Below are 20,127 nucleotides of genomic sequence, written 5' to 3' on the forward strand. Positions count from 1 at the left end.
AGGTGCTTCAATTTGATAGTTCCATGCAGAGAGGTTATCTGATCACATTAAGTCCATTTCAGCAGCTTCTCTGCTGTTCTGACAAAGACTTGAACGCCATAGGCCAGCGCTTCATCGTCTATATTAAAGCGTGCATGGTGGTGAGGATAGATGATACCCTGCTCTTCATTACGGGAGCCCACTCTGAAGAATACACCAGGGGCTTCCTGCTGATATGCCGAGAAGTCTTCCCCACCCATCGCAGGACGAATCATAGCGATACGATCTGGACCAAACAGCTCTTCAGCTGCCGTGTGCACGACTTGAGTGACCTCCGTCTCATTCACGACGGGATGGTAGCCATACTCATAGTCGAGTTCATACTCGGCATTATGAGCTTCAGTAATTCCGCGCAGTATGCGATGCATCAGCTCGGGAACCTCACGGCGCACTTCCGGAGTGAAGCTGCGGACTGTGCCAGCCAGTTCAGCAGAGCCGGGAATGACATTATAGGCCGTGCCGCTAATGAACTTGGTGACAGAAACGACCAAATGATCAATTGGGTCTATGTTGCGAGATGCGATATGCTGTAGATTGGTCACAACCTGTGCTCCGACGGCAATCGGATCGACCGTCATATGAGGATAGGCAGCATGCCCGCCCTTGCCAGTGATCGTAAGACGGAAACTATCCGGCGAAGCCATGGCCGGGCCATAAATGATGCCAATCTGACCGGTAGGGAGACCTGCATCAAGATGGCTGCCAACGACGTAGTCTACACCTTCCATCACACCTGCCTTGACCATCTCCTGGGCTCCCCCAGGCAGCAGCTCCTCCGCATGCTGAAACAGAAACCGGATCTCGCCATGCAGTGAATCCTTGCGCTCCGCGAGGATCTTGGCGACCCCGAGCAGCATGGCAGTATGTCCGTCATGTCCGCACGCGTGCATTACACCTTCATGAATCGAAGCAAACGGGATATCATTCTCCTCTGTAATTGGCAGGGCATCCATATCGGCACGCAGTGCCAGTACTTTGCCCGGCAAAGGACCAATTAGTCTCGCCATGACGCTGGTAGGCGTGGGTCTGCTCAGTTCAAGACCGGCAAATTGGCTGAGTGTATCAAATATGAACTGTGAGGTTGCGAATTCTTCAAAAGACAGCTCCGGGTGCTGGTGCAAATGTCTTCTCCATGTAATAATCTGCTCCTTCAGCTCCCCCGAGAGAGCACTGGACGTACTGTGAGATACCGCATCAGTGGACATGTAAGCTCCTCCTCCATTTATCAAACGATACCTTATTACATTCGCGCTCTCTTTCCGCACACCTTCTTCACTTTAGATGTTAGACATGAATCGAATCGCGATGTCATGCCTGGAGCTTGCCTAAGAGATAAGCCTACATTCTCGAACGCGACAGTAAGTATAAGAAATAAGGAGCTCCAATTATGGCTACCATGATCCCTGCATGGATCTCGGAGGGCTGGAGGATGGAGCGTCCGAGTGTATCGGCCACCAGCAGGAGTAGTGCCCCGCCTAGTGCCGAGGCTGGCAGGAGCATGTTATGACTAGGACCCACAAGCCTGCGGGCGAGATGAGGAGCAATCAGCCCGACAAAGCCGATACCCCCGGTAAAGGCTACACAGGATGCGGCAAGACCTACAGCGATCAGGATTAGAAACAGTCTTTCCTTGTTCAGTCCAACACCAAGAGACATCGCCACATGCTCATCCATCGTCAGGGCATCCATCATTCTGGATCGCGCGAAGGCAATGATGATCAGCAAGAGGACCCAAGGCACAAGGACAATGACTTGATTCCAGGTGGAGCCCCAGATGCTCCCCGCAAGCCAGCTCGCGACAATATCATACTTCTCCGGATTCAGCCTGAGCATCAGCACAATCATGAGCCCGTTTACTGCTGCGGTAATGGCAATACCGTTAAGCACCATACGATTAGGATTGAGGCCGTCGTTTTTTGCTGTATGAGAGAGCATAAATGATCGCTGCTATCGAGAGTCCCCCGATGAGTGCAAGGATGGGAAGCAGATAGGCAGGGGCATCGGAGTTGCTGGAATAGAAGGAAATATAGATTACAACAACGAAGCCCGCACCTGTCGTAATGCCGAGAATGCCTGGATCTGCGAGCGCATTGCGGGATACACCCTGCAATATACATCCGGATACCGCAAGACCGGCGCCAACCAGCATCGAAATAATAATCCGCGGCATACGGAACTCAAATAGAATGAGATTTTGCTTGGCCGTTCCGTTCCCCAGCAGTGTATTTAGAACCTCAGCCGGGGTCAATTTGGAAAACCCGGTATTTATGCTGATCAGCGTAAATACGATAATGAGCAGAGAGAAGCTGCTGAGTACGATCCACTGCTTCGTTCTTTTCTTGTGCTTACTCGACTGAATTTGCTGTCTAAGTGATTCCTGGGTCATTATAGTCCCCTCCCTGATTTGCGAGCGATGTATAAGAAGAAGGGAACGCCGACGAGGGCGAACAGAGCACTGATTGGTGTTTCATAAGGAGGATTGATGGTCCGCGCACCCATATCCGCCAGGAGCATGAGCAGTCCGCCAAGGACAGCCGAGCAAGGGATGATATAGCGGTAATCTACGCCGACAATATAACGTACCATATGAGGCACAACCAGACCGACGAAGCCGATCGGACCGGCAACGGATACGGCTGCTCCGGCCAGAATGAGTACAATAATTCCACCGAACAGCTTGACGAGGCCTGTTTTTTGACCAAGCCCGGAGGCGATATCTTCTCCTAGACTAATGAGTGTGATGGATCTGGAGATCAGCATTGCACAGATGAGCGCCCCGGCAATCCAGGGGAGTACGCCGATGAGCTGTGACATCTTGATGCCTGCTACACCGCCTGCTACCCAGTAAGCGAGATCCTGGCTTAATCTAAAGTGGATCGCGATCCCTTGACTGAGCGCCGTTAATAGTGAGGTGATCGCAGCACCTGCCAGCACAAGTCGCACGGGTGTAATCTTCGCCTTGCCCAGATAGCTCGTCCCATAGATCAGACCGGTTGCCAGAGCGGCTCCAATAAAGGAAAAGAGGATGGTTCCTCCATACGACATGCCAGGAAAGAAGGCGAGCGACAGAGCAATCATAAACGTAGCACCTGCATTGATGCCAAGAATACCGGAGTCCGCGAGCGGATTGCGTGTCATTCCTTGCATGACCGCACCGGATACAGCGAAGGCGGCGCCGATAAGCACATCTGCTAAGGACCTGGGAATGCGCAGCTCATGAATAATGTTATGCTGGGTAGAATCGGGATCAAACCTGAAGATTGCATCAATGACAGTTTGCAAATGAATATCAGCTGCTCCGACAGCAATAGATACCCCAATGAATAAAACGATGGCAGCCAGGCCGATGACAATGGTAAGCAATGCTCTGACAGGGCGTGCTTGAATTTTGGGTTTTTTCGGAGGTTCAGAGGGTTTTGTATGCACGTTTTATACTCCTATGTCATCATCAATAATGAGTATCATTATCAATTAAAGATATTTAGTTCATTCTATATAGTTTTATAGGAAATAACAATCGATTTCCATGGACTAATGTAACTATAGCACACCCCACACTTTTTATGGAAACCTACATATAGTATATAGAATACGTGGCAATAAGGAGGGCTTGTAATGCCTGTGGTATCAACAATGAACGTATTAAATCAAGTGGTACAAGGTGTCCGGCCTTATAGCCAAGCACTCATCAAGATCATTAACAATGCCGATTCAGCAGGAACCTGCTACCTGACGGGGACAGTGAACAGTACGGGGATTCAGGGACTATTTGCAGAAGATCTATTCCTCATCAATCCAGGTGAGATTGTAAACAGGACGTACCTAGTGACCTACGATTTCTTCCAATTTGATGTTAGATGCTCACTGCAGGGGATGGAAGTTGCCATCTACGGAATTAGTCCGGACAGCTCCTATAGTCCACTCTCTCTGCGGGAGCTGAATATAAGCCGAATTACATCGGAGATTCGCTCTGATTTCTCGGTAACAGATGCGTACTTCCCGGCCATCAGCTATCAGCGGATTCCATCCTTTGCCTTGCCCGAAGGTGTTGCCGCAGCGGTCTATCCGCAGAGCTTCGACATTCTGTCCAAGCAGCCCGTCCGCTACATGCTGGTGGAGGGAGGGACGATTGACGGGACTTTTGTCAATTTTCCTACATCAACAACGAGCATACCGACGAATGATACTGTGCTTCAAGTGAACACAACCGCCACGACTATCACCGGTGGAAGAGTGCTGAGCCAGGGAACCTCGGCAGGCTTGTCGGGCGCGTATGCGAATACGACGGTATATTTTGCAGCTCAGGATCTTGCGTATGCGCTGAATTCGGGTACGATCCTTACCTTAGTTGTCAGCTCATTGACGGGTAGTGATGACTTGGTCGTCTCTTTTCGAATGGAGGAGGAATGGTAGCACGGGCTCTCATGTACCTAAGGCATGGATTTCATTTTGCGGACATCCGATGGGGGGATGTTCTTTATTTTTTTGAAGACTCTCCCAAAGTAAGTTAAATTCGAGAAGCCGACCGCCTCGGCGATTTCACTAATACTATAGTTTGTAGTTAGCAGCAGCTGCTCTGCTTCCTGGGTACGAAGCATATGGATGTACTCCTTCAGTGTCTTTCCTGTGACTTTTTTAAATACACTGCAAAAATAGTTGGGGCTTAAGTTCACAAGCCGGGCCGCTTCCATAACAGAAATATCCTCCTGATAACGCTCGCGCAGCATTTCGAGGAGACGGGAGAGGTTGTGTGTGTCCGGCTGACGGTAATTTCGAACCTTAGCTACCTGCTGTGCATGGCGGAAATACTGTCCAAAGATATGGAGCAGCTCACTCTTAACCATAAGCTCATATCCCGGCTGCTTCCTCTCAAACTCCTCTACCAGTCTTAGGAAGGACAAGCTGATCGGCTGCATACAGGCTTCACGATTTCTCACAATTCTCGGCCACTGCTGTTTGAGATGGAGGTAAGGGAGAAAGTAGTGATGCTCAGTAATATCGAGCCCATTGCCTCTGACGAGAGCTTCATTAAAGACGATGCATACAAGCTGTGTATCCGGTGCCAGCTGTTCAGCTCGATGGAGCTGCTTTGAATTAACAAAAGCAAGATCCCCTTGCTCCAGAACATCAAAATCACCATCGATCTGGAGCTTCACTTTTCCTGTCTTTACATACACCCATTCCATATGATCATGCCAGTGCAAATAGATGCCATTTACGAAAAAACGTTAATCGGAAAAGTTCGATCAGGTATCCATGTGTTTTCCTTGTGTGGATGCATCGTCATTGAATAACCCCCTTAGCAGAGTCATGTGTACTCAACCATTTCTATCAATATATTGGAGTGAAATACGGAATGTCAACGCTATCATTAACCCCAACTGCGTAAGATTGTGCGAATATATCGCTAATTCAGATATAGCAGAGGCAAGGCTCCTTTCAGTACCATAGTACTTAGTTAAGATCCTACTTTAAATGGAGGTTACCAAATGCATCCTATTCGAATTGGAACATTGGTTAATGGAGGCGATGCCGTACGTGTACTGCCTCAGATTATACCTCATGGGTTTGAGTCCTTTTCGCTCACTTTCTGGCAGACAACTGCCGGGATTGATTTGAAGGAGCTCGCCAAAGGGGTGCGGGAACTACTGGATCCGCATCTTATCCCAGTTACGAGCTTATCCATATTTGGCAATCCGCTGACTGGGGAGGGGAAGAATGCGGATACGCTGGCAAGCTGGAAACGTCTGATTGAGCATGCCTCTGATTTTGGAACAGATCTTGTGACGGGGTTTACGGGGCGTATGCCCGGCTCCATTGATGAATCCATACCACGGTATGTAGAGGTGTTCGGTGAACTGGCTCGCTTTGCTGAGAGTAAAGGGGTGCGCCTAGCCTTTGAGAACTGCAGCATGGATGGAGATTGGAAGAGTGGGGACTGGAACATTGCCCATCATCCAGCAGCATGGGAGCTTATGTTTAATGCCCTGCCGATGGAGAACATCGGACTGCAATGGGAGCCCTGCCACCAGATGATCGGCCTGATTGACCCGATTCCACAGCTTAGAAAATGGGTGAGCAAAGTGTTTAATGTACACGGCAAGGATGCTACCATTGCCTGGGATGTTATCAAGGAGCATGGGATTCATGGTCCGAAGCCTTATGTGTGGCACCGCACGCCAGGCTTCGGGGATACCAACTGGACCGATGTCATTACGATCTTAAGACAGGCCGGCTACACAGGCAGTATAGATATTGAAGGATGGCATGATCCGGTATACCGTGGAGAGCTGGAGATGACAGGTCAGGTTCATGCACTCCGTTACTTGAAGCAATGCCGGGGCGGTGACTTTGTGCCGAATCCGGTATAGAGGGAGGGGAGTCTTATGTCTAAGCACAAAATCATCGTTGCGGGGTGCGGCGGGATGTCCAATACCTGGCTTGATTATGCTGCAGCTAAGGAAGATGCGGAAATTGTTGGGCTGGTTGATCTATATGAAGAGAGTGCGAAGAAAATGGCGGAGCGCCGGAATTTGCAGGTGCCGATATTTACGGAGCTGTCATCCGCTCTTCAAGCGACCGATGCCAATCTGGTGTTCGACTGCACCATACCTGCCAGTCATAAGGACATCGTCACCTGTGCGATGAAGGCCGGCTGCAATGTGTTCGGTGAGAAGCCGATGGCAGAGAGCTTTGAAGATGCCAAGGAGATTGTAAGAGTCAGCAGTGAGACGGGGAAGCGTTATGTAGTCATGCAAAACCGCCGATATCTAAAACAAATCAGGGCACTCCGTGATTTCTTGCGCCATGACAGGATAGGCAGAATAGGCGCTGTGCATGCCGATTTTTTTCTTGGACCCAGGTTTGGCGGCTTTCGTGACCTCATGAGCAGTCCGCTCATTGTTGATATGGCGATTCATACCTTCGATCAAGCACGGTACATTTCAGGGGCCAATCCAGTGTCTGTCTACTGTCATGAATACAATCCGGAAGGCTCATGGTATGAGGGTAATGCATCTGCAATCTGCATCTTTGAAATGAGCGACGGCTCGGTATTCAGCTACCGCGGCTCGTGGTCAGCCATCGGACTCAGTACATCCTGGGAGGCGGATTGGCGTGTTATCGGAAGCGCTGGAACTGTGTGCTGGGACGGGCAACGGATGCCGATTGCGGAATATATCAAAGATCAGGGAGGCACAGGATTTTTTCATGAGGTAGAGCAGGTGGAGCTTGAAGAGAGCTGGACAGGACGCGAGGGACATTACGGCTGTCTAGACGAGATGTTTCAGGCGCTGGACGAGGGAAGGCTGGCTGAGACCGACTGCACGGACAACATCTATAGTATGGCCATGGTGTTTGGTGCGATCGAGAGTGCAAGATGGAACAAGAAAGTTGATCTGCGCCCGCTCCTGTTGATTTAAATCGTATATTACCTTTCATAGACGTATCTTCTTATTGTTTAGCAGGTCTAGGGTATGCTAAGCTGATACTAACTCAAATGCGAACGGAGGGTTACGTGTGCTGATTGCTTATATCCGCTTGAGAAATGCTTAGTGCTAAGTCATTCCATATGAATTTAGCAGCTGAAGAGAAACTCTTGTCATCTGTCTTGTGCATAGATGAAGCGGGATAAGTATGTCCACATGTAGATAACTTCTAACGAAAAGTATGCTATATCAGGCTGTGAGCAGCGCTCGATACTTTGTATACGGAGTTGGAATTTAATTTGTCATGTTGCTTTTTTTGGATCCCGTAAATCGAAACACAGGCAGAGGTATGCCTGTGTTTATTTATTTTTAAACCATCGAATCAATGTCATCGGTTATTTTAATTGATTCAATCAGGAGGGAATTTCAATGACAAATGGATATGAAGAACAGAAGCACACGGGTGCTGCTAGGGAGCTTCTCGAGCTTGCCCGCAAATACGGATTACAGTTTGCTTCGGATGAAGCGAAGGTAACCGAGTCGGGAATGGATTTCCAAGTAGCGATGGCGAAGGATGCGTCGGATGTAGACTGGATTATTCGTAAGCCAAGAAGGTCAGATGTACTGGAGCGTGCTGTGAATGAGAAGAAGGTGCTCGATTATATTCATGGCAGACTGCCCGTGAATGTTCCGGATTGGAAGGTGTTCTCGGATGAGCTCATCGCCTATCCAAGACTTGATGGTATTCCTATGGCGGATGTATCGGCATCGGGCTATGCCTGGAATACGAACCATGAGGAGCTGAAGGACGAATTTGTACGATCTTTGGCAGCGGCGCTTGCAGCCCTGCATGCGATTAACGGCACCCAGGCAGCTGCAGCAGGGCTGCGGGTGAAGACACCGCAGGAGGTAAGAAGCCACTATGCCTCCCAGGCACAGGAAGTCAGGGAGAAGATCGGGGTGAATGAGGAGCTGTGGGAACGCTGGCAGGCCTGGCTCTCCGATGAGACTTACTGGCCCGATGCATGCGGGCTCATTCACGGAGATCTTCATCCGCCTCATATTTTGCTGGATCATGAGCAGCGAGTTACCGGATTAATTGATTGGACGGAATCCGAGGTGGCGGATCCGGCTGCCGACTTTACGATCTACTACGCCATTTTTGGCGAGGACGAACTTCAGCGGTTACTGACTAGTTATGCAGCGGCTGGAGGTAAGGTATGGCCGAGGATGAAGGAGCATATTGTGGAGCGATATGCGGCCTACCCGGTTCTTGTGGGACAATTTGCTCTACTGTCTGGTGATGAAGGAGTTATGGCAATGGCGCGAGGGGCACTTGGCTTGGTTTAAAGCCTCGATGAGACCGTCTTTAACACCGCAGGTCTATCCAAAACGGAGACCTTGCGGTGTTTTTTTACGTCGATGAAAACACTGATTTTTGAGTAAAAAACACTGTTTTTTAAATGTTAAATCACGAGACAGACCGCTATTATGAAAGGGAATGTATTCCATTTTCAAAAGGAGGCCGCGTTGAAGTGAACAGGAAGAGCAGGCACCAAATCGGTAGAAGGCGTTTTTTAATCCTTTTTCTAGTCATGATCATGGTGCTGTCTACGATGATTACACCAGGTGAATGGGGGGTTCAAACTGTGCAGGCGCAGGAGGAGACAGGACCTCTAGAAGGAAATGAAGCTGTAGAAGGAAATGAAGCTGTAGAAGACAGTGCGCCGGAGGGAACGACGCCGAATGAAGAAGCACCAGGTGAAGAGACAGGAGGAGAAGAAGGATCTAACGAAGCAGGGCAGGGAGAAAGTGAGGCAGAGGAGGGCTCATCCCAAGGGGAGGTTACTAATGAGGAGGCAGCTCCAGCAGTAGAGGCAAATGAAGCAGCATCGCCTGATTTGCAAACGCTTACCGAAGGGCTGTATCGCTTTGACTTTGGGAATGGAGCAGGAGCAGCAGGCTATACTCAAGTTGCGGAGCCGAATGTATATACAACAGAAGCAGGTTACGGATTTACGGATCCTTCACAAGTCACAATGACAGACCGGGGCGGAGACGATGCTGTTCGATCGGATTATGCCCTCATTTAGGATGGCGGGGTATTCCAGATTGATTTACCAAATGGGGATTATACCGTATCACTCGTAGCGGGTGATGCTGCAGAGGCGTCTGAGATCGCTGTATCTGTAGAAAGCATGCAAAAAGTACAGCTGACTTCAAAGGAGGCTGGAACGTTCCTTGAAATGAACTTTGACATTGCTCTGGTTGACGGTCAGCTGAATTTTGGATTCAGTGGATCAAGTGCGAAGCTCAATGCCTTGGTGATCACGAAGCTGCCAGACCGCACAGCAAGCGGGTCTCCGTTGATCTATATTGCGGGTGATTCTACAGTCCAGACCTACGATCCTTACTGGAAGCCGGAGGCGGGATGGGGACAGATGCTGCCGCGCTATCTAAGTGAAGAGATTATGGTTAAGAATCACGCCATCGGCGGGCGGAGCACGAAGAATTTTATTTCGCAGGGACGGCTTGATGAGATTCTGCGGGTTATTCGTCCGTCAGACGTGCTGCTGATTCAGTTCGGTCATAATAACGCGACCATTTCGATTCCGGATCGTTATGCTTCGCCTGAGGATTATAAGGTGTATCTCAAGACCTATATTGACGGAGCAAGGCAGCGCGGAGCAGAACCGATTCTGGTGACACCGGTGGGACGCCGAGACTTTAATCCAGATACGGGCAAGTTTAACGTCAGCTTCCCGGAATACGTACAAGCCATGAAGGAAGTGTCTGAGGAGCAGAATACCCTGCTCATTGATCTCAGTACACTGAGTGTCGCCTACTATGACTCCATTGGACCTGAAGAGGCTAAGTCTGTGTTCTTGCATGTAGAGCCGGGCGTATATCAAGCCTTTCCAAATGGTGCGGAGGACAATACGCATTTTCAGGAGTACGGGGCTATTCAATTGGCAAGGATGGTTGCCGGCGCGATTCAGGAATTGAATATTCCGATATCTCAGTATATACAGGAACAAGCTCCCCCTGATTCGGCGCCAGGGCAGCCGACAGGACTTGCTGCCGGGAATATCAGCAACAGCGGAGCATTGCTGAAATGGAACGAGGTTCCTGGTGCAGACATTTACCGGATCTATGTGAAGGGAGCAGAGGAAGCAGAAGCGGCCTACAAGCTGGCCGGTACAGCTACGATACCTAGCTATAATATAGCAGGTCTCAAGGAAGGAGCTGCCTATACGGTAAGAGTTACCGCAGTGAACAGCAGCGGAGCTTCTGAGCCGTCAGAGGAGCTTGCAATCGGGACCAAGTCAGCAGCGCTGCGATATGACTTCGGACCTGCTGGCTCGCCTGTTGCAGAAGGCTATACAGAAGTCAATCAAACTGTGCTGTATACCGCGGATAGAGGATATGGACTCATGCTGCACGAAGGGGCCTTTGCCGATCGGGATCGCGGCGGAGCGACGGATGCGCTGCGCCGGGATTTCATCATTAACTTTGGCGGGCGTTACGAATTCAAGGTGGATCTGCCGAACGGAACATACGCGGTTAAGACTTATACGGGCGACTGGATCGGTTCAGCAAGAACCAACATAAATATCGAAGGCAAAGATTATGGTACAGCCAGCTCAGGCAAGGAGACGATTGCGGAGAAGGTACACAGCCCGATCACCGTGTCGGACGGCCAGCTGAATGTGATGATCTCGGGTCAGACGGCTCATTTGAATGGTATTGAAATAACGCCGCTCCTGCTTGCTCCTACGGGTCTTGAGCTGGCAGGGACTGATCTTGAGAGTGATCCTCCATCGGCAGATATGACATGGCAGCGTGTAGAAGAAGCTGTGCTATATCGCTTATACCGCCAAGCGGAAGGAGAAGATAAGTCTTCTTTCATTGCCGAGACCAGCGAAACCTCCTATATTGATCAGGGTATAGATATCGGAATGAACTATGTATATACCGTAACCGCCGTTGACGCGGCAGGGCTTGAATCCGTGGCATCGGCAGAGCTTGCGGTATCCATGATTGATCCGGCCGTAGAGAAGGCAGGAGTACCGCAAGGGCTTCGCGTAGATTCCATTCATAAGAATGAGGTTACTCTTTCGTGGAATGAGGAGTCTGCGGCAAAATACTACAATGTATACCGTTCTAAGTCCGAGAGTGGAGATTATGTCCTTATCGGCAAAACAAGTGAGCCGGTATACACGGATCAAACTATTCTTAGCACGATACCTTACTATTACAAGGCTGCCTCGGTGAATGCGGGAGGAATTTCAGAGCTGTCTGACGGCCTCTCAACTCCAGCCGTAACCACCCTATATCGTCAGATGGAGAATCTCGACCGTGCACCGGTAGCCGTGCAGACGGAGGAAGGTGTGTTTGTCAGCTGGAGGATGCTCGGACTTGATCCTGACTCTATTGCTTTTAACGTCTACCGGGACGATGTGCTCATTACGAATAAGCCGCTGACGGATCGCACGAACCTGCTTGATCCTAAGGGCAAGGAGGATTCTGTCTATAGGATCGAGCCCGTGGTGAATGGAGTGAAGCAGGAGAGTGTGGAGACGGCTGAGGTATGGCAGAACGGGTATAAGAGCATTCCGCTGGATAAGCCGCAGGATGCTTATACAAAAGACGGCCAGCCTTATTCCTACTATGCAGGAGATGCAAGTGTAGGTGATCTGGATGGGGACGGCCAGTACGAGATTGTCATGCTGTGGTCACCAACGAACGGCAAGGATAATTCTCAGGCTGGTTACACCGGAGAAGTGCTCATGGATGCTTATAAGCTGGATGGGACCAAGATGTGGAGAATTCAATTGGGTCATAACATTCGGGCTGGAGCGCATTACACTCAATTCCTGGTCTACGATCTGGACGGTGACGGCAAAGCAGAGATTACCATGAAGACAGCAGACGGAACGACAGACGGCACGGGACAAGTGATCGGCGACGGCTCGCTGGATCACCGGAACAGCTCAGGTTACGTGCTGCTGGGTAATGAATTCTTGACCGTGTTTGAGGGAGCAACGGGAAAAGCGTTAAATACGGTTCCTTATGATCCGCCAAGAGGAGATGTCAATGCTTGGGGTGACGGCTATGGTAACCGGGTAGACCGCTTCCTGGCTACAATTGCTTACTTGGATGGAGAGCATCCAAGCGTTGTCTTCTCGCGAGGGTATTATACGAGAACTGTGCTGGCTGCTTACGATTTTGCCGGTGGAGAGCTGGTGAAACGCTGGCGCTTCGACACGAATGATGAAGGCCTCAGCAGTTACGCGGGGCAAGGCAACCATAACTTGTCGGTCGGTGATGTGGATCACGACGGTAAGGATGAGATCCTGTTCGGGGCAATAGCAATTGACGATGACGGAACACCGCTGCACAACACTGGACTTGGGCATGGCGATGCTATGCACTTCGGCGACTTGAATCCGAACCGTGATGGTCTTGAGGTCTTCAGCGTTCACGAGAGTGCGGGCGCAGCCTATGGCATGGAGGTTCGGGATGCACAGTCAGGTGAGATTCTGTGGGGCATTCCAATGGGAAGAGACGTTGGCCGGGGAATGTCTGCCGATATCGACCCGAACTATCCGGGTGAAGAGGTATGGTCCGCCACCATTACCAATGAGGAGCATATCCCGCTTAGTGGATTGTACAGCATTACTGGTGAGCAAATTTCGAGTCAGATTCCATCCTCCACGAACTTCGGAATCTGGTGGGATGGTGATTTGCTGAGAGAGCTTCAGGATGATATTCGTATCGACAAATGGGATTACGAGAATCAGTCAACGGTGAATCTGCTGACGGCAGAAGGAGCAGCGTCGAACAATTCGACCAAGGCAAACCCGAGCCTTCAGGCTGATTTATATGGAGATTGGCGGGAAGAGGTGATCTGGCGCTCCAGCGACAGCTCGGAGCTTCGCATTTATACGACAACGGATGAAAGTGAGCACCGGATTCGTACTCTCATGCATGATCCAATCTATCGTCTAGGTGTTGCCTGGCAAAATGTCGCTTATAATCAGCCGCCTCATACCGGCTTCTATCTGGGGACAGGAATGGAGGAGCCTGCTGCTCCGAACATCCGTTATGCCGGAGCGGAGGAAGAAGGACTTGCCAAGAGCAAACCGGGAGTTCCTGTACTATCAGATAATAATGGACACGACCATGGACTTCTGGACGGAGAGTATACCATTACGATGAATATGTGGTGGGGGGATAATGGCACCCGCTACAAGCTGTATGAGAATGGCGAGCTCATCTATACCGAGCTTCTATCCGATCAAACCCCCGGCTCGCAGAGCGTTCAGGTACCGTTATCCGGAAGAGGAAACGGGACTTACACCTATACCGCTGAGCTGGCTAACCAACATGGAGTGACAAAGTCAGTGCCGCACACCGTGACGGTCCGAGATGCTGCGCCCGGTAAGCCAAGCATTTCGAGTAACAATTGGGACGGGGATGGCAGCTATGCTGTTACGATGAATATGTGGTGGGGCGTAAACGGAACAACGTACCGTCTCTATGAAAATGGAGAATTGATCGATACTCAGGAGCTGGCTGCCCATACACCCAATGCACAGACAGCCTCCACTGAGATATCAGATCAGGCGGCCGGAACCTATGAATATTACATTGAGCTGATCAACGAGCATGGCAGTACAAGAAGTGAGACGATCCGTGTAGAAGTGAAGTAAGAGTGAAAATGAAATGAAGAAACCATGAGGTAAAGGTGATCTTTACGCTCATGGTTTTTTTGTTGGTGATGAAGCCGTTTAACCGTAATCCACGCAGGGTACTTAATTAAAAGTTTGGACTTATTTGGACTTAGATGATCAAGAGGAGGAAGACCAGGATGAGTAACGAAGAAAAGCGCATGAATGAGAACGCTAAGCAGGATCAGCTGGATTCCTATCGTGTGCAGGATGACGGCAAGCATATGACGACTAATCAGGGACTTAAGGTGTCGGAGGACGAGCACTCTCTCAAAGCAGGGCGGCGCGGACCAACACTCATGGAAGACTTCCATTTTCGTGAGAAGATGACGCATTTTGACCATGAGCGTATTCCGGAGCGGATTGTACATGCCCGTGGATTTGGTGCACATGGTTATTTTCAGGTGTACGAGCCTTTAACCTCTCTTACCCAAGCTAAATTCTTGCAGGACCCTTCTGTGAAGACACCGGTCTTTGTCCGCTTCTCTACGGTTGCCGGTTCCCGGGGTTCAGCGGATACCGTGCGGGATGTGCGGGGATTCGCAACTAAATTTTATACAGAAGAAGGGAACTATGACCTGGTTGGTAATAACATTCCCGTATTCTTTATTCAGGACGCCATGAAGTTCCCGGATCTAATTCATGCCGTGAAGCCGGAGCCGCATAATGAGATTCCTCAGGCGGCGTCTGCTCACGATACGTTCTGGGACTTTGTCGGGAACAACCATGAAACGGCACATATGGTCATGTGGGCGATGTCGGATCGTGCCCTGCCACGGAGCTTCCGTATGATGGAGGGATTTGGTGTACATACCTTTAGACTCGTAAATGAGGAAGGTGAAGCACACTTTGTTAAATTCCACTGGAAGCCGGTGCTTGGCGTTCATTCCTTGGTATGGGATGAGACCCAGAAGGTAGCGGGTAAAGATCCTGATTTTCATCGCAGAGATTTGTGGGATGCCATTGAGACAGGAAATTATCCGGAATATGAGCTGGGGCTTCAGATTATTAAGGAAGAGGACGAGTTTTCGTTTGACTTTGATATTTTGGATCCGACAAAAATTTGGCCAGAGGAGATCGTCCCTGTACGGATCGTCGGCAAAATGACGCTGAATCGTAACACAGACAACTTCTTTGCGGAGACGGAGCAAATTGCCTTCCATCCGGGCCATGTTGTGCCGGGGATTGATTTTACGAATGATCCGCTGCTGCAGGGGCGGCTGTTCTCTTATACAGATACCCAAATCTCCAGACTCGGCGGGCCGAACTTTGCCGAGATTCCGATCAACCGGCCTGTCGCACCGGTGCATAACAATCAGCGTGACGGGATGCATCGGATGACGATCAACAAGGGAGTAACAAGCTATCATAAGAATGGTATCGCCAGCAATTCACCGTCACCTGCCACACCGGAGGAGGGCGGCTATAAGCATTACACGGAGAAGGTCGAGGGGCACAAGATCCAGGCAAGAAGCGAGAGCTTCGAGGATTTCTACAGCCAAGCCTTGCTGTTCTGGAACAGTATGTCGGGTCCTGAGAAGAAGCATCTGGTGAGTGCATTCCAGTTCGAGCTAGGGAAGGTACAGCGGCTGGAAGTGCGTCAGTCAGTTGTGAACATGCTCATGAACATTGATACAGAGTTTGCTTCACAGGTGGCATCCAAGATTGGAGCGCAGCTGCCTGAGACGGCAGAGAATCCGGCCAAACCGCCGATGATTCCATCTTCACCAGCCATCAGCATGGCAAATACAGTGCACTCCGTGAAGACGCGTAAAGTGGCCATACTGGCCGGAGATGGTTTTGATCAGCATGCAGTTACATTGATGAATGCCTTGACTGAAGCAGGCGCCATGGCCGAAGTGGTCAGCGATCATCTGGGACCTGTTGCAGGACAAGGAGGGGCGAGTGTTGAAGCAATGCACACTTTCCTCACGAGCGATTCACTGCTGTTTGATGCGATCTACGTGGCCGGCGGTGAACATAGTGTGCAGGCGCTTGCAGCCGACCCTAATGCAGCGGAGTTTATTAAGGAAGCTTACAGACACTACAAGCCGATCGGTGCAGTAAATGAAGGGGTAGCCTTTCTTGTAAAAGGTCTGGGTATGGCGTCTGATTCTGCAGCTTCCTCAGCGCCGGGAATCATAACGGCTGCAAGTGGAGAAGAGCTGGGAAGCTTCGCTGAGGAATTCCTGACTGCTGTAGCAGCACATCGCTTCTGGGACCGCGTTATTTAAGGAAATAGAAACGGAGTAAAAGTTGTTAAAAAAATGAATATTAAAGACAAGCAATCAAGTGACGGTTGTTCACGTCGTGATTTGCTTGTCTTTTTTTGTTTCTCTTTCATCCTAGTGGAATAAAGCGGTTTTGGATTTGCAATGTCTCTTCATGTTACAATGGTCGGTAGTATTTTAAGGTTATTCGTTTTAAATCGAAGTAAAAGGTGTGTCTATTATTGAATTTAAATAGTGTTGCTGAATTTTTTGGCGAAATTAATTGGTTTCGACTAGCCATTGCGGTGCTGCTTCTGTTGGTCTTTACGGTTTTTAACAAATGGACCTCAACCCGTCTTTTTCGTTTAATGAAACGATTCTTTGGTATGAAGTGGGATAATCTCTACCTGACTGTTCGCAATCCGATCCGTGCTCTAATGATCCTGCTCGGCGTTTCCGGTGCAGTTCGGTTTTATTTTGATGGAGGTGGAGAATGGGTTCTATTCTCCCATCTCATTCGAACCGCCTTTATCGCATGTATCGGATGGGGATTGTACAATTTATCGGGAAGGTCATCCCGATTCTTTGCCGGTTTTTCGACCAAGTGGGGCGTAGAAGAGTCGGACATGATCATTCCCTTTTTATCCAAGGTGCTCCGATTCTTAGTCATTGCATTGACGCTGACAATTATCGCAGCAGAGTGGGGTTACAGTATTAATGGTTTGGTTGCAGGACTGGGGCTTGGAAGCCTTGCCGTTGCGCTGGCCGCTCAGGATACGCTCAGTAATCTGATTGCAGGCGTTATTATCGTGACGGAGAAGCCTTTCTCGAAGGGGGATTGGATTAAGACCGATACCGTCGAAGGTATGGTAGAGGATATTTCATTTAGAAGCTCTAAGATTCGTACCTTTGCCGATTCTGTTGTTATCATTCCGAATAATATTCTAGCGAAGGCGGCCATTACAAACTGGAGCCGGATGGGTAAGAGACGGATTACGTTTGATCTTGGTGTTGCAATTGATACAGACCAGAAGAAGCTTGCCACAGCCGTGGAACGACTTCGTGAGTATATTGAGAATCATCAGGAAGTCGACAAGGATATGATTATGGTACGTGTCAAAGGGATGACCAATGATCAAATTACGATTTTCTTTTATTTCTTTACGTATACCACGATTTGGGTTGAACATATGCGAGTGCTTGAATTGATTAATTTTGAGATTCTAAATATCTTGGAAGAGGAAGGGATTAAACTGGCTATGCCGGCACAGCGTTTGTTCGTGGAGAAGAACATGAACATGGAAATGGATAAAGATGCCGAGAAGGAACGTATCTATGCAGGCAGTAAGCTGTATGAGTAGCAGTATGAATTATAAATGAGTAGAAGATAAGAAGTTTTTCCATATTACACAAAAAAGCGGCCCAGTTCTGTCTCTAACTGACAGGGTGTGCCGCTCTTTTTTATAGATGGAGATGTACAAGCTTGATTTAAGTTTAGGCTTCCCGCTGCTCAAACCGCTCTATGATGCCGATAATCACCTGCGTCGCTAAGACCATATGATCGACAGATACATATTCGTAGCGTCCATGGTAGTTCTCTCCGCCGGTGAAAATATTCGGTGTCGGCAGTCCCATATAGGACAGCTGGGAACCGTCGGTACCTCCGCGAATCGGAACAATGTGAGGTTCAATATCGAGACTCTTCATGGCTTCGCCCGCAATATCAACGATAAATTTGACGGGTTCAATCTTCTCACGCATGTTGTAATATTGGTCGCGCAGCGTAAGCTGGACGCGTTCCTCACCATATTTAGCCTGAAGGTCCTTGGCGATCCGTTCCATGTTTGCTTTTCTTGCCTCAAAGCGGGTACGGTCAAAGTCACGGATGATATAGCTGAGCGTGGTCTCTTCTACGTCTCCCTGCACAGAACTCAGATGATAAAAACCATCATAGCCATCCGTATGCTCCGGCGCCTCCTCTATTGGAAGCAGACCGTTGAACTCCATAGCGATTTTGGCGGAATTGACCATTTTATTCTTGGCTGTTCCTGGGTGAACGTTCTTGCCCTTGAAGACGATCTTGGCCGCCGCCGCATTAAAGCTCTCGTATTCCAGCTCTCCAAGGGGTCCGCCATCAACCGTATAGGCATATTTTGCGCCAAAGGCTTCAACATCAAACCGGTGTGGTCCGCGTCCAATCTCTTCGTCTGGTGTGAAGGCGACGCGAATCTTGCCATGTTTGATCTCAGGATGATTCAGCAGGTAGTCCATGGCAGTCATAATTTCGGCAATACCGGCTTTGTTATCTGCACCGAGCAGGGTTGTCCCGTCCGTTGTGATCAAGGTATGTCCTTTATAGTTTGCAAGCTCCGGAAAATCTTTGGCTGACAGGATAATCTTCTGCTCTTTGTTCAGCACAATATCATTACCGTCGTAGGCGTCGATGAGCTGAGGATTTACGTTCTTGCCTGTAAAATCAGTAGCTGTATCCAGATGCGCTAGAAAACCGATGACCGGAACTTCCTTGTCGGTATTCGCAGGCAGTGTTGCCATCACATAACCGTTGTCATCAATGGTGACTTCCTGCATCCCGATCTCCTGAAGCTCCTCTACAAGCTTGCGGCCTAGTTCCAGCTGGCCAGGTGTAGACGGACAGGTCTCGCTGTTCTCATCCGACTGTGTATCCATACGTACATAACCGGTAATACGCCGAATCAGATCTTGTTTCATCTATTCCTCATCTCCTTATTCTGGCGGGATGATGATCCCATGTTCAATATTCCCATTTTATCATGAACAAACGAAGATTCATAAATTGGAAAATGAAACTATAAGGTTTCCCTTTACATGAAACCAAAAGGTGTTATATAATCATGAGAGAATTTGAACACACTTATAATTTGAGAGAAATTTAAACCGAGAATAGTGAAGGAGAAGAGATTAAATGACGCAAACTTTGCCGGATATTCAGAAGACCATCGTTATCAATGCGCCCATCGAGAAAGTGTGGAGTACGGTGGCAACGGCCGACGGTATAGCTGCCTGGTTTATGCCAAATGACTTTGAACCCGTGCTGGGGCATGAATTTCAACTTCAGGCAGGACCGTGGGGAAATTCGCAGTGCAAAGTGACTGAACTCGAACCGCCGCATCGGCTCAGCTTCACATGGGACAAGGATTGGCTCATTACCTTTGAGCTTGCTGAGAAGGATGGGCAGACGGAATTCACACTTACCCACGGCGGCTGGACCTTGGACGAGAAGACCTCCTTCGGCGAAGATCACAGCGTTGTGCGTGACCGGATGTCAGGCGGCTGGAGTGGAATTCTTAGCAAGCTGGCAGCTCAGTTTGGAGCGTAGCATTCATGTCAGCTGCACCTAAGCATGATGTCTTTCAAGCGATTGCAGATCCTACCCGCCGGGATTTGCTTCATCTACTAAGTCATGGGGAGATGCCGGTTGGTGCCATCAGTGAGAGGTTCCCTATCAGCCGAACCGCCGTATCCAAGCACCTGCGTGTGCTGGCTGATGCCGGGCTTGTGAAGGACCGCAAGGTTGGACGCGAGACCAGGTATCGACTGGATACCGAGCCTCTGACCGAGCTGAAGCGCTGGTTGTCTTATTATGAGCGGTTCTGGGATAACAAGCTCACGATGCTGAAGCGATATGCAGAACAGGAAGAGCGTTTGAAAGAGGATTAAAAGTGTACTTAAAAAGAT

The 20,127-nt window shown here is 49.5% G+C and carries 14 protein-coding genes and 1 pseudogene; 10 read left to right on the forward strand and 5 right to left on the reverse strand.

From position 1 onward, the window contains the following. Positions 1-47: 47 nt before the first annotated feature. From TCA2_RS16460 to TCA2_RS16470, 3 genes and pseudogenes are all read right to left on the reverse strand, one after another. Entirely contained in the window at positions 48-1,244 is a 1,197-nt protein-coding gene (locus TCA2_RS16460) for a M20 family metallopeptidase (RefSeq protein WP_047912688.1), read from the reverse strand. Between the two features lie 133 nt (positions 1,245-1,377). After that, positions 1,378-2,425, reverse strand: a pseudogene (locus TCA2_RS16465) (FecCD family ABC transporter permease). Next, positions 2,425-3,465, reverse strand: a complete 1,041-nt coding sequence (locus tag TCA2_RS16470) for an iron ABC transporter permease (protein ID WP_047912689.1) — start codon at positions 3,463-3,465, stop codon at positions 2,425-2,427. Before TCA2_RS16470 ends, TCA2_RS16465 begins: the two are co-directional and overlap by 1 nt. A 189-nt stretch (positions 3,466-3,654) precedes the next feature. Here TCA2_RS16470 and TCA2_RS16475 point away from each other — a divergent pair, with 189 nt between their 5' ends. Next, the gene (locus tag TCA2_RS16475; protein WP_047912690.1) at positions 3,655-4,452 is read left to right on the forward strand and encodes a hypothetical protein; all 798 of its coding nucleotides are present in this window, start codon (positions 3,655-3,657) and stop codon (positions 4,450-4,452) included. A 17-nt stretch (positions 4,453-4,469) separates the two neighbouring features. On the opposite strand, the gene TCA2_RS16480 is transcribed toward TCA2_RS16475, so the two are convergent. Further along, the gene (locus TCA2_RS16480; RefSeq protein ID WP_047912691.1) at positions 4,470-5,243 is read right to left on the reverse strand and encodes an AraC family transcriptional regulator; all 774 of its coding nucleotides are present in this window, start codon (positions 5,241-5,243) and stop codon (positions 4,470-4,472) included. Between the two features lie 285 nt (positions 5,244-5,528). Here TCA2_RS16480 and TCA2_RS16485 point away from each other — a divergent pair, with 285 nt between their 5' ends. The 7 genes from TCA2_RS16485 to TCA2_RS16510 all read left to right on the forward strand — a co-directional run bounded on the left by TCA2_RS16485 (position 5,529) and on the right by TCA2_RS16510 (position 17,771). Further along, positions 5,529-6,410, forward strand: a complete 882-nt coding sequence (locus TCA2_RS16485) for a sugar phosphate isomerase/epimerase (protein ID WP_047912692.1) — start codon at positions 5,529-5,531, stop codon at positions 6,408-6,410. A gap of 15 nt (positions 6,411-6,425) precedes the next feature. After that, entirely contained in the window at positions 6,426-7,460 is a 1,035-nt protein-coding gene (locus TCA2_RS16490) for a Gfo/Idh/MocA family protein (RefSeq protein ID WP_047912693.1), read from the forward strand. A 435-nt stretch (positions 7,461-7,895) separates the two neighbouring features. Next, positions 7,896-8,816, forward strand: coding sequence for a macrolide 2'-phosphotransferase (locus tag TCA2_RS16495; protein ID WP_047912694.1), 921 nt, complete (start codon positions 7,896-7,898; stop codon positions 8,814-8,816). Between the two features lie 185 nt (positions 8,817-9,001). Beyond that, a complete protein-coding gene (locus TCA2_RS26225; protein WP_152557771.1) occupies positions 9,002-9,559 on the forward strand; it encodes a hypothetical protein in 558 nt (185 codons plus the stop codon). A gap of 105 nt (positions 9,560-9,664) precedes the next feature. Then, positions 9,665-14,182 (forward strand): fibronectin type III domain-containing protein, encoded by a 4,518-nt coding sequence (locus TCA2_RS27895; RefSeq protein ID WP_274520939.1) that lies wholly within the window; start codon positions 9,665-9,667, stop codon positions 14,180-14,182. A 158-nt stretch (positions 14,183-14,340) separates the two neighbouring features. Beyond that, on the forward strand, positions 14,341-16,434 hold the full coding sequence (locus TCA2_RS16505; protein ID WP_047912695.1) for a catalase: 2,094 nt from the start codon (positions 14,341-14,343) through the stop codon (positions 16,432-16,434). Between the two features lie 218 nt (positions 16,435-16,652). Beyond that, positions 16,653-17,771: a mechanosensitive ion channel family protein gene (locus TCA2_RS16510; RefSeq protein ID WP_047912696.1), complete on the forward strand. Its 1,119-nt coding sequence runs from the start codon at positions 16,653-16,655 to the stop codon at positions 17,769-17,771. Between the two features lie 133 nt (positions 17,772-17,904). On the opposite strand, the gene pepT is transcribed toward TCA2_RS16510, so the two are convergent. Then, positions 17,905-19,140 (reverse strand): peptidase T, encoded by a 1,236-nt coding sequence (gene pepT / locus TCA2_RS16515; protein WP_047912697.1) that lies wholly within the window; start codon positions 19,138-19,140, stop codon positions 17,905-17,907. Between the two features lie 214 nt (positions 19,141-19,354). Here pepT and TCA2_RS16520 point away from each other — a divergent pair, with 214 nt between their 5' ends. Together TCA2_RS16520 and TCA2_RS16525 are read left to right on the forward strand one after the other, a co-directional pair. Further along, positions 19,355-19,768 carry an SRPBCC domain-containing protein gene (locus TCA2_RS16520; protein ID WP_047912698.1) on the forward strand — a complete coding sequence of 138 codons (414 nt, stop codon included), beginning with the start codon at positions 19,355-19,357 and terminating at the stop codon, positions 19,766-19,768. A gap of 5 nt (positions 19,769-19,773) precedes the next feature. Further along, a complete protein-coding gene (locus TCA2_RS16525) occupies positions 19,774-20,109 on the forward strand; it encodes a helix-turn-helix transcriptional regulator (RefSeq protein ID WP_047912699.1) in 336 nt (111 codons plus the stop codon). Positions 20,110-20,127: the final 18 nt, after the last annotated feature.

This window comes from Paenibacillus sp. TCA20 (assembly GCF_000732325.1).
Lineage (GTDB): Bacteria > Bacillota > Bacilli > Paenibacillales > Paenibacillaceae > Paenibacillus > Paenibacillus urinalis.

Bases quoted from the DNA above. Each gene is read 5' to 3' on its own strand.
- TCA2_RS16460 (WP_047912688.1), bottom strand. From the start codon at position 1,244: ATGTCCACTGATGCGGTATCTCACAGTACGTCCAGTGCTCTCTCGGGG.
- TCA2_RS16475 (WP_047912690.1), top strand. From the start codon at position 3,655: ATGCCTGTGGTATCAACAATGAACGTATTAAATCAAGTGGTACAAGGT.
- TCA2_RS16485 (WP_047912692.1), top strand. From the start codon at position 5,529: ATGCATCCTATTCGAATTGGAACATTGGTTAATGGAGGCGATGCCGTA.
- TCA2_RS16490 (WP_047912693.1), top strand. From the start codon at position 6,426: ATGTCTAAGCACAAAATCATCGTTGCGGGGTGCGGCGGGATGTCCAAT.
- TCA2_RS16495 (WP_047912694.1), top strand. From the start codon at position 7,896: ATGACAAATGGATATGAAGAACAGAAGCACACGGGTGCTGCTAGGGAG.
- TCA2_RS27895 (WP_274520939.1), top strand. From the start codon at position 9,665: ATGCAAAAAGTACAGCTGACTTCAAAGGAGGCTGGAACGTTCCTTGAA.
- TCA2_RS16505 (WP_047912695.1), top strand. From the start codon at position 14,341: ATGAGTAACGAAGAAAAGCGCATGAATGAGAACGCTAAGCAGGATCAG.
- pepT (WP_047912697.1), bottom strand. From the start codon at position 19,140: ATGAAACAAGATCTGATTCGGCGTATTACCGGTTATGTACGTATGGAT.
- TCA2_RS16520 (WP_047912698.1), top strand. From the start codon at position 19,355: ATGACGCAAACTTTGCCGGATATTCAGAAGACCATCGTTATCAATGCG.
- TCA2_RS16525 (WP_047912699.1), top strand. From the start codon at position 19,774: ATGTCAGCTGCACCTAAGCATGATGTCTTTCAAGCGATTGCAGATCCT.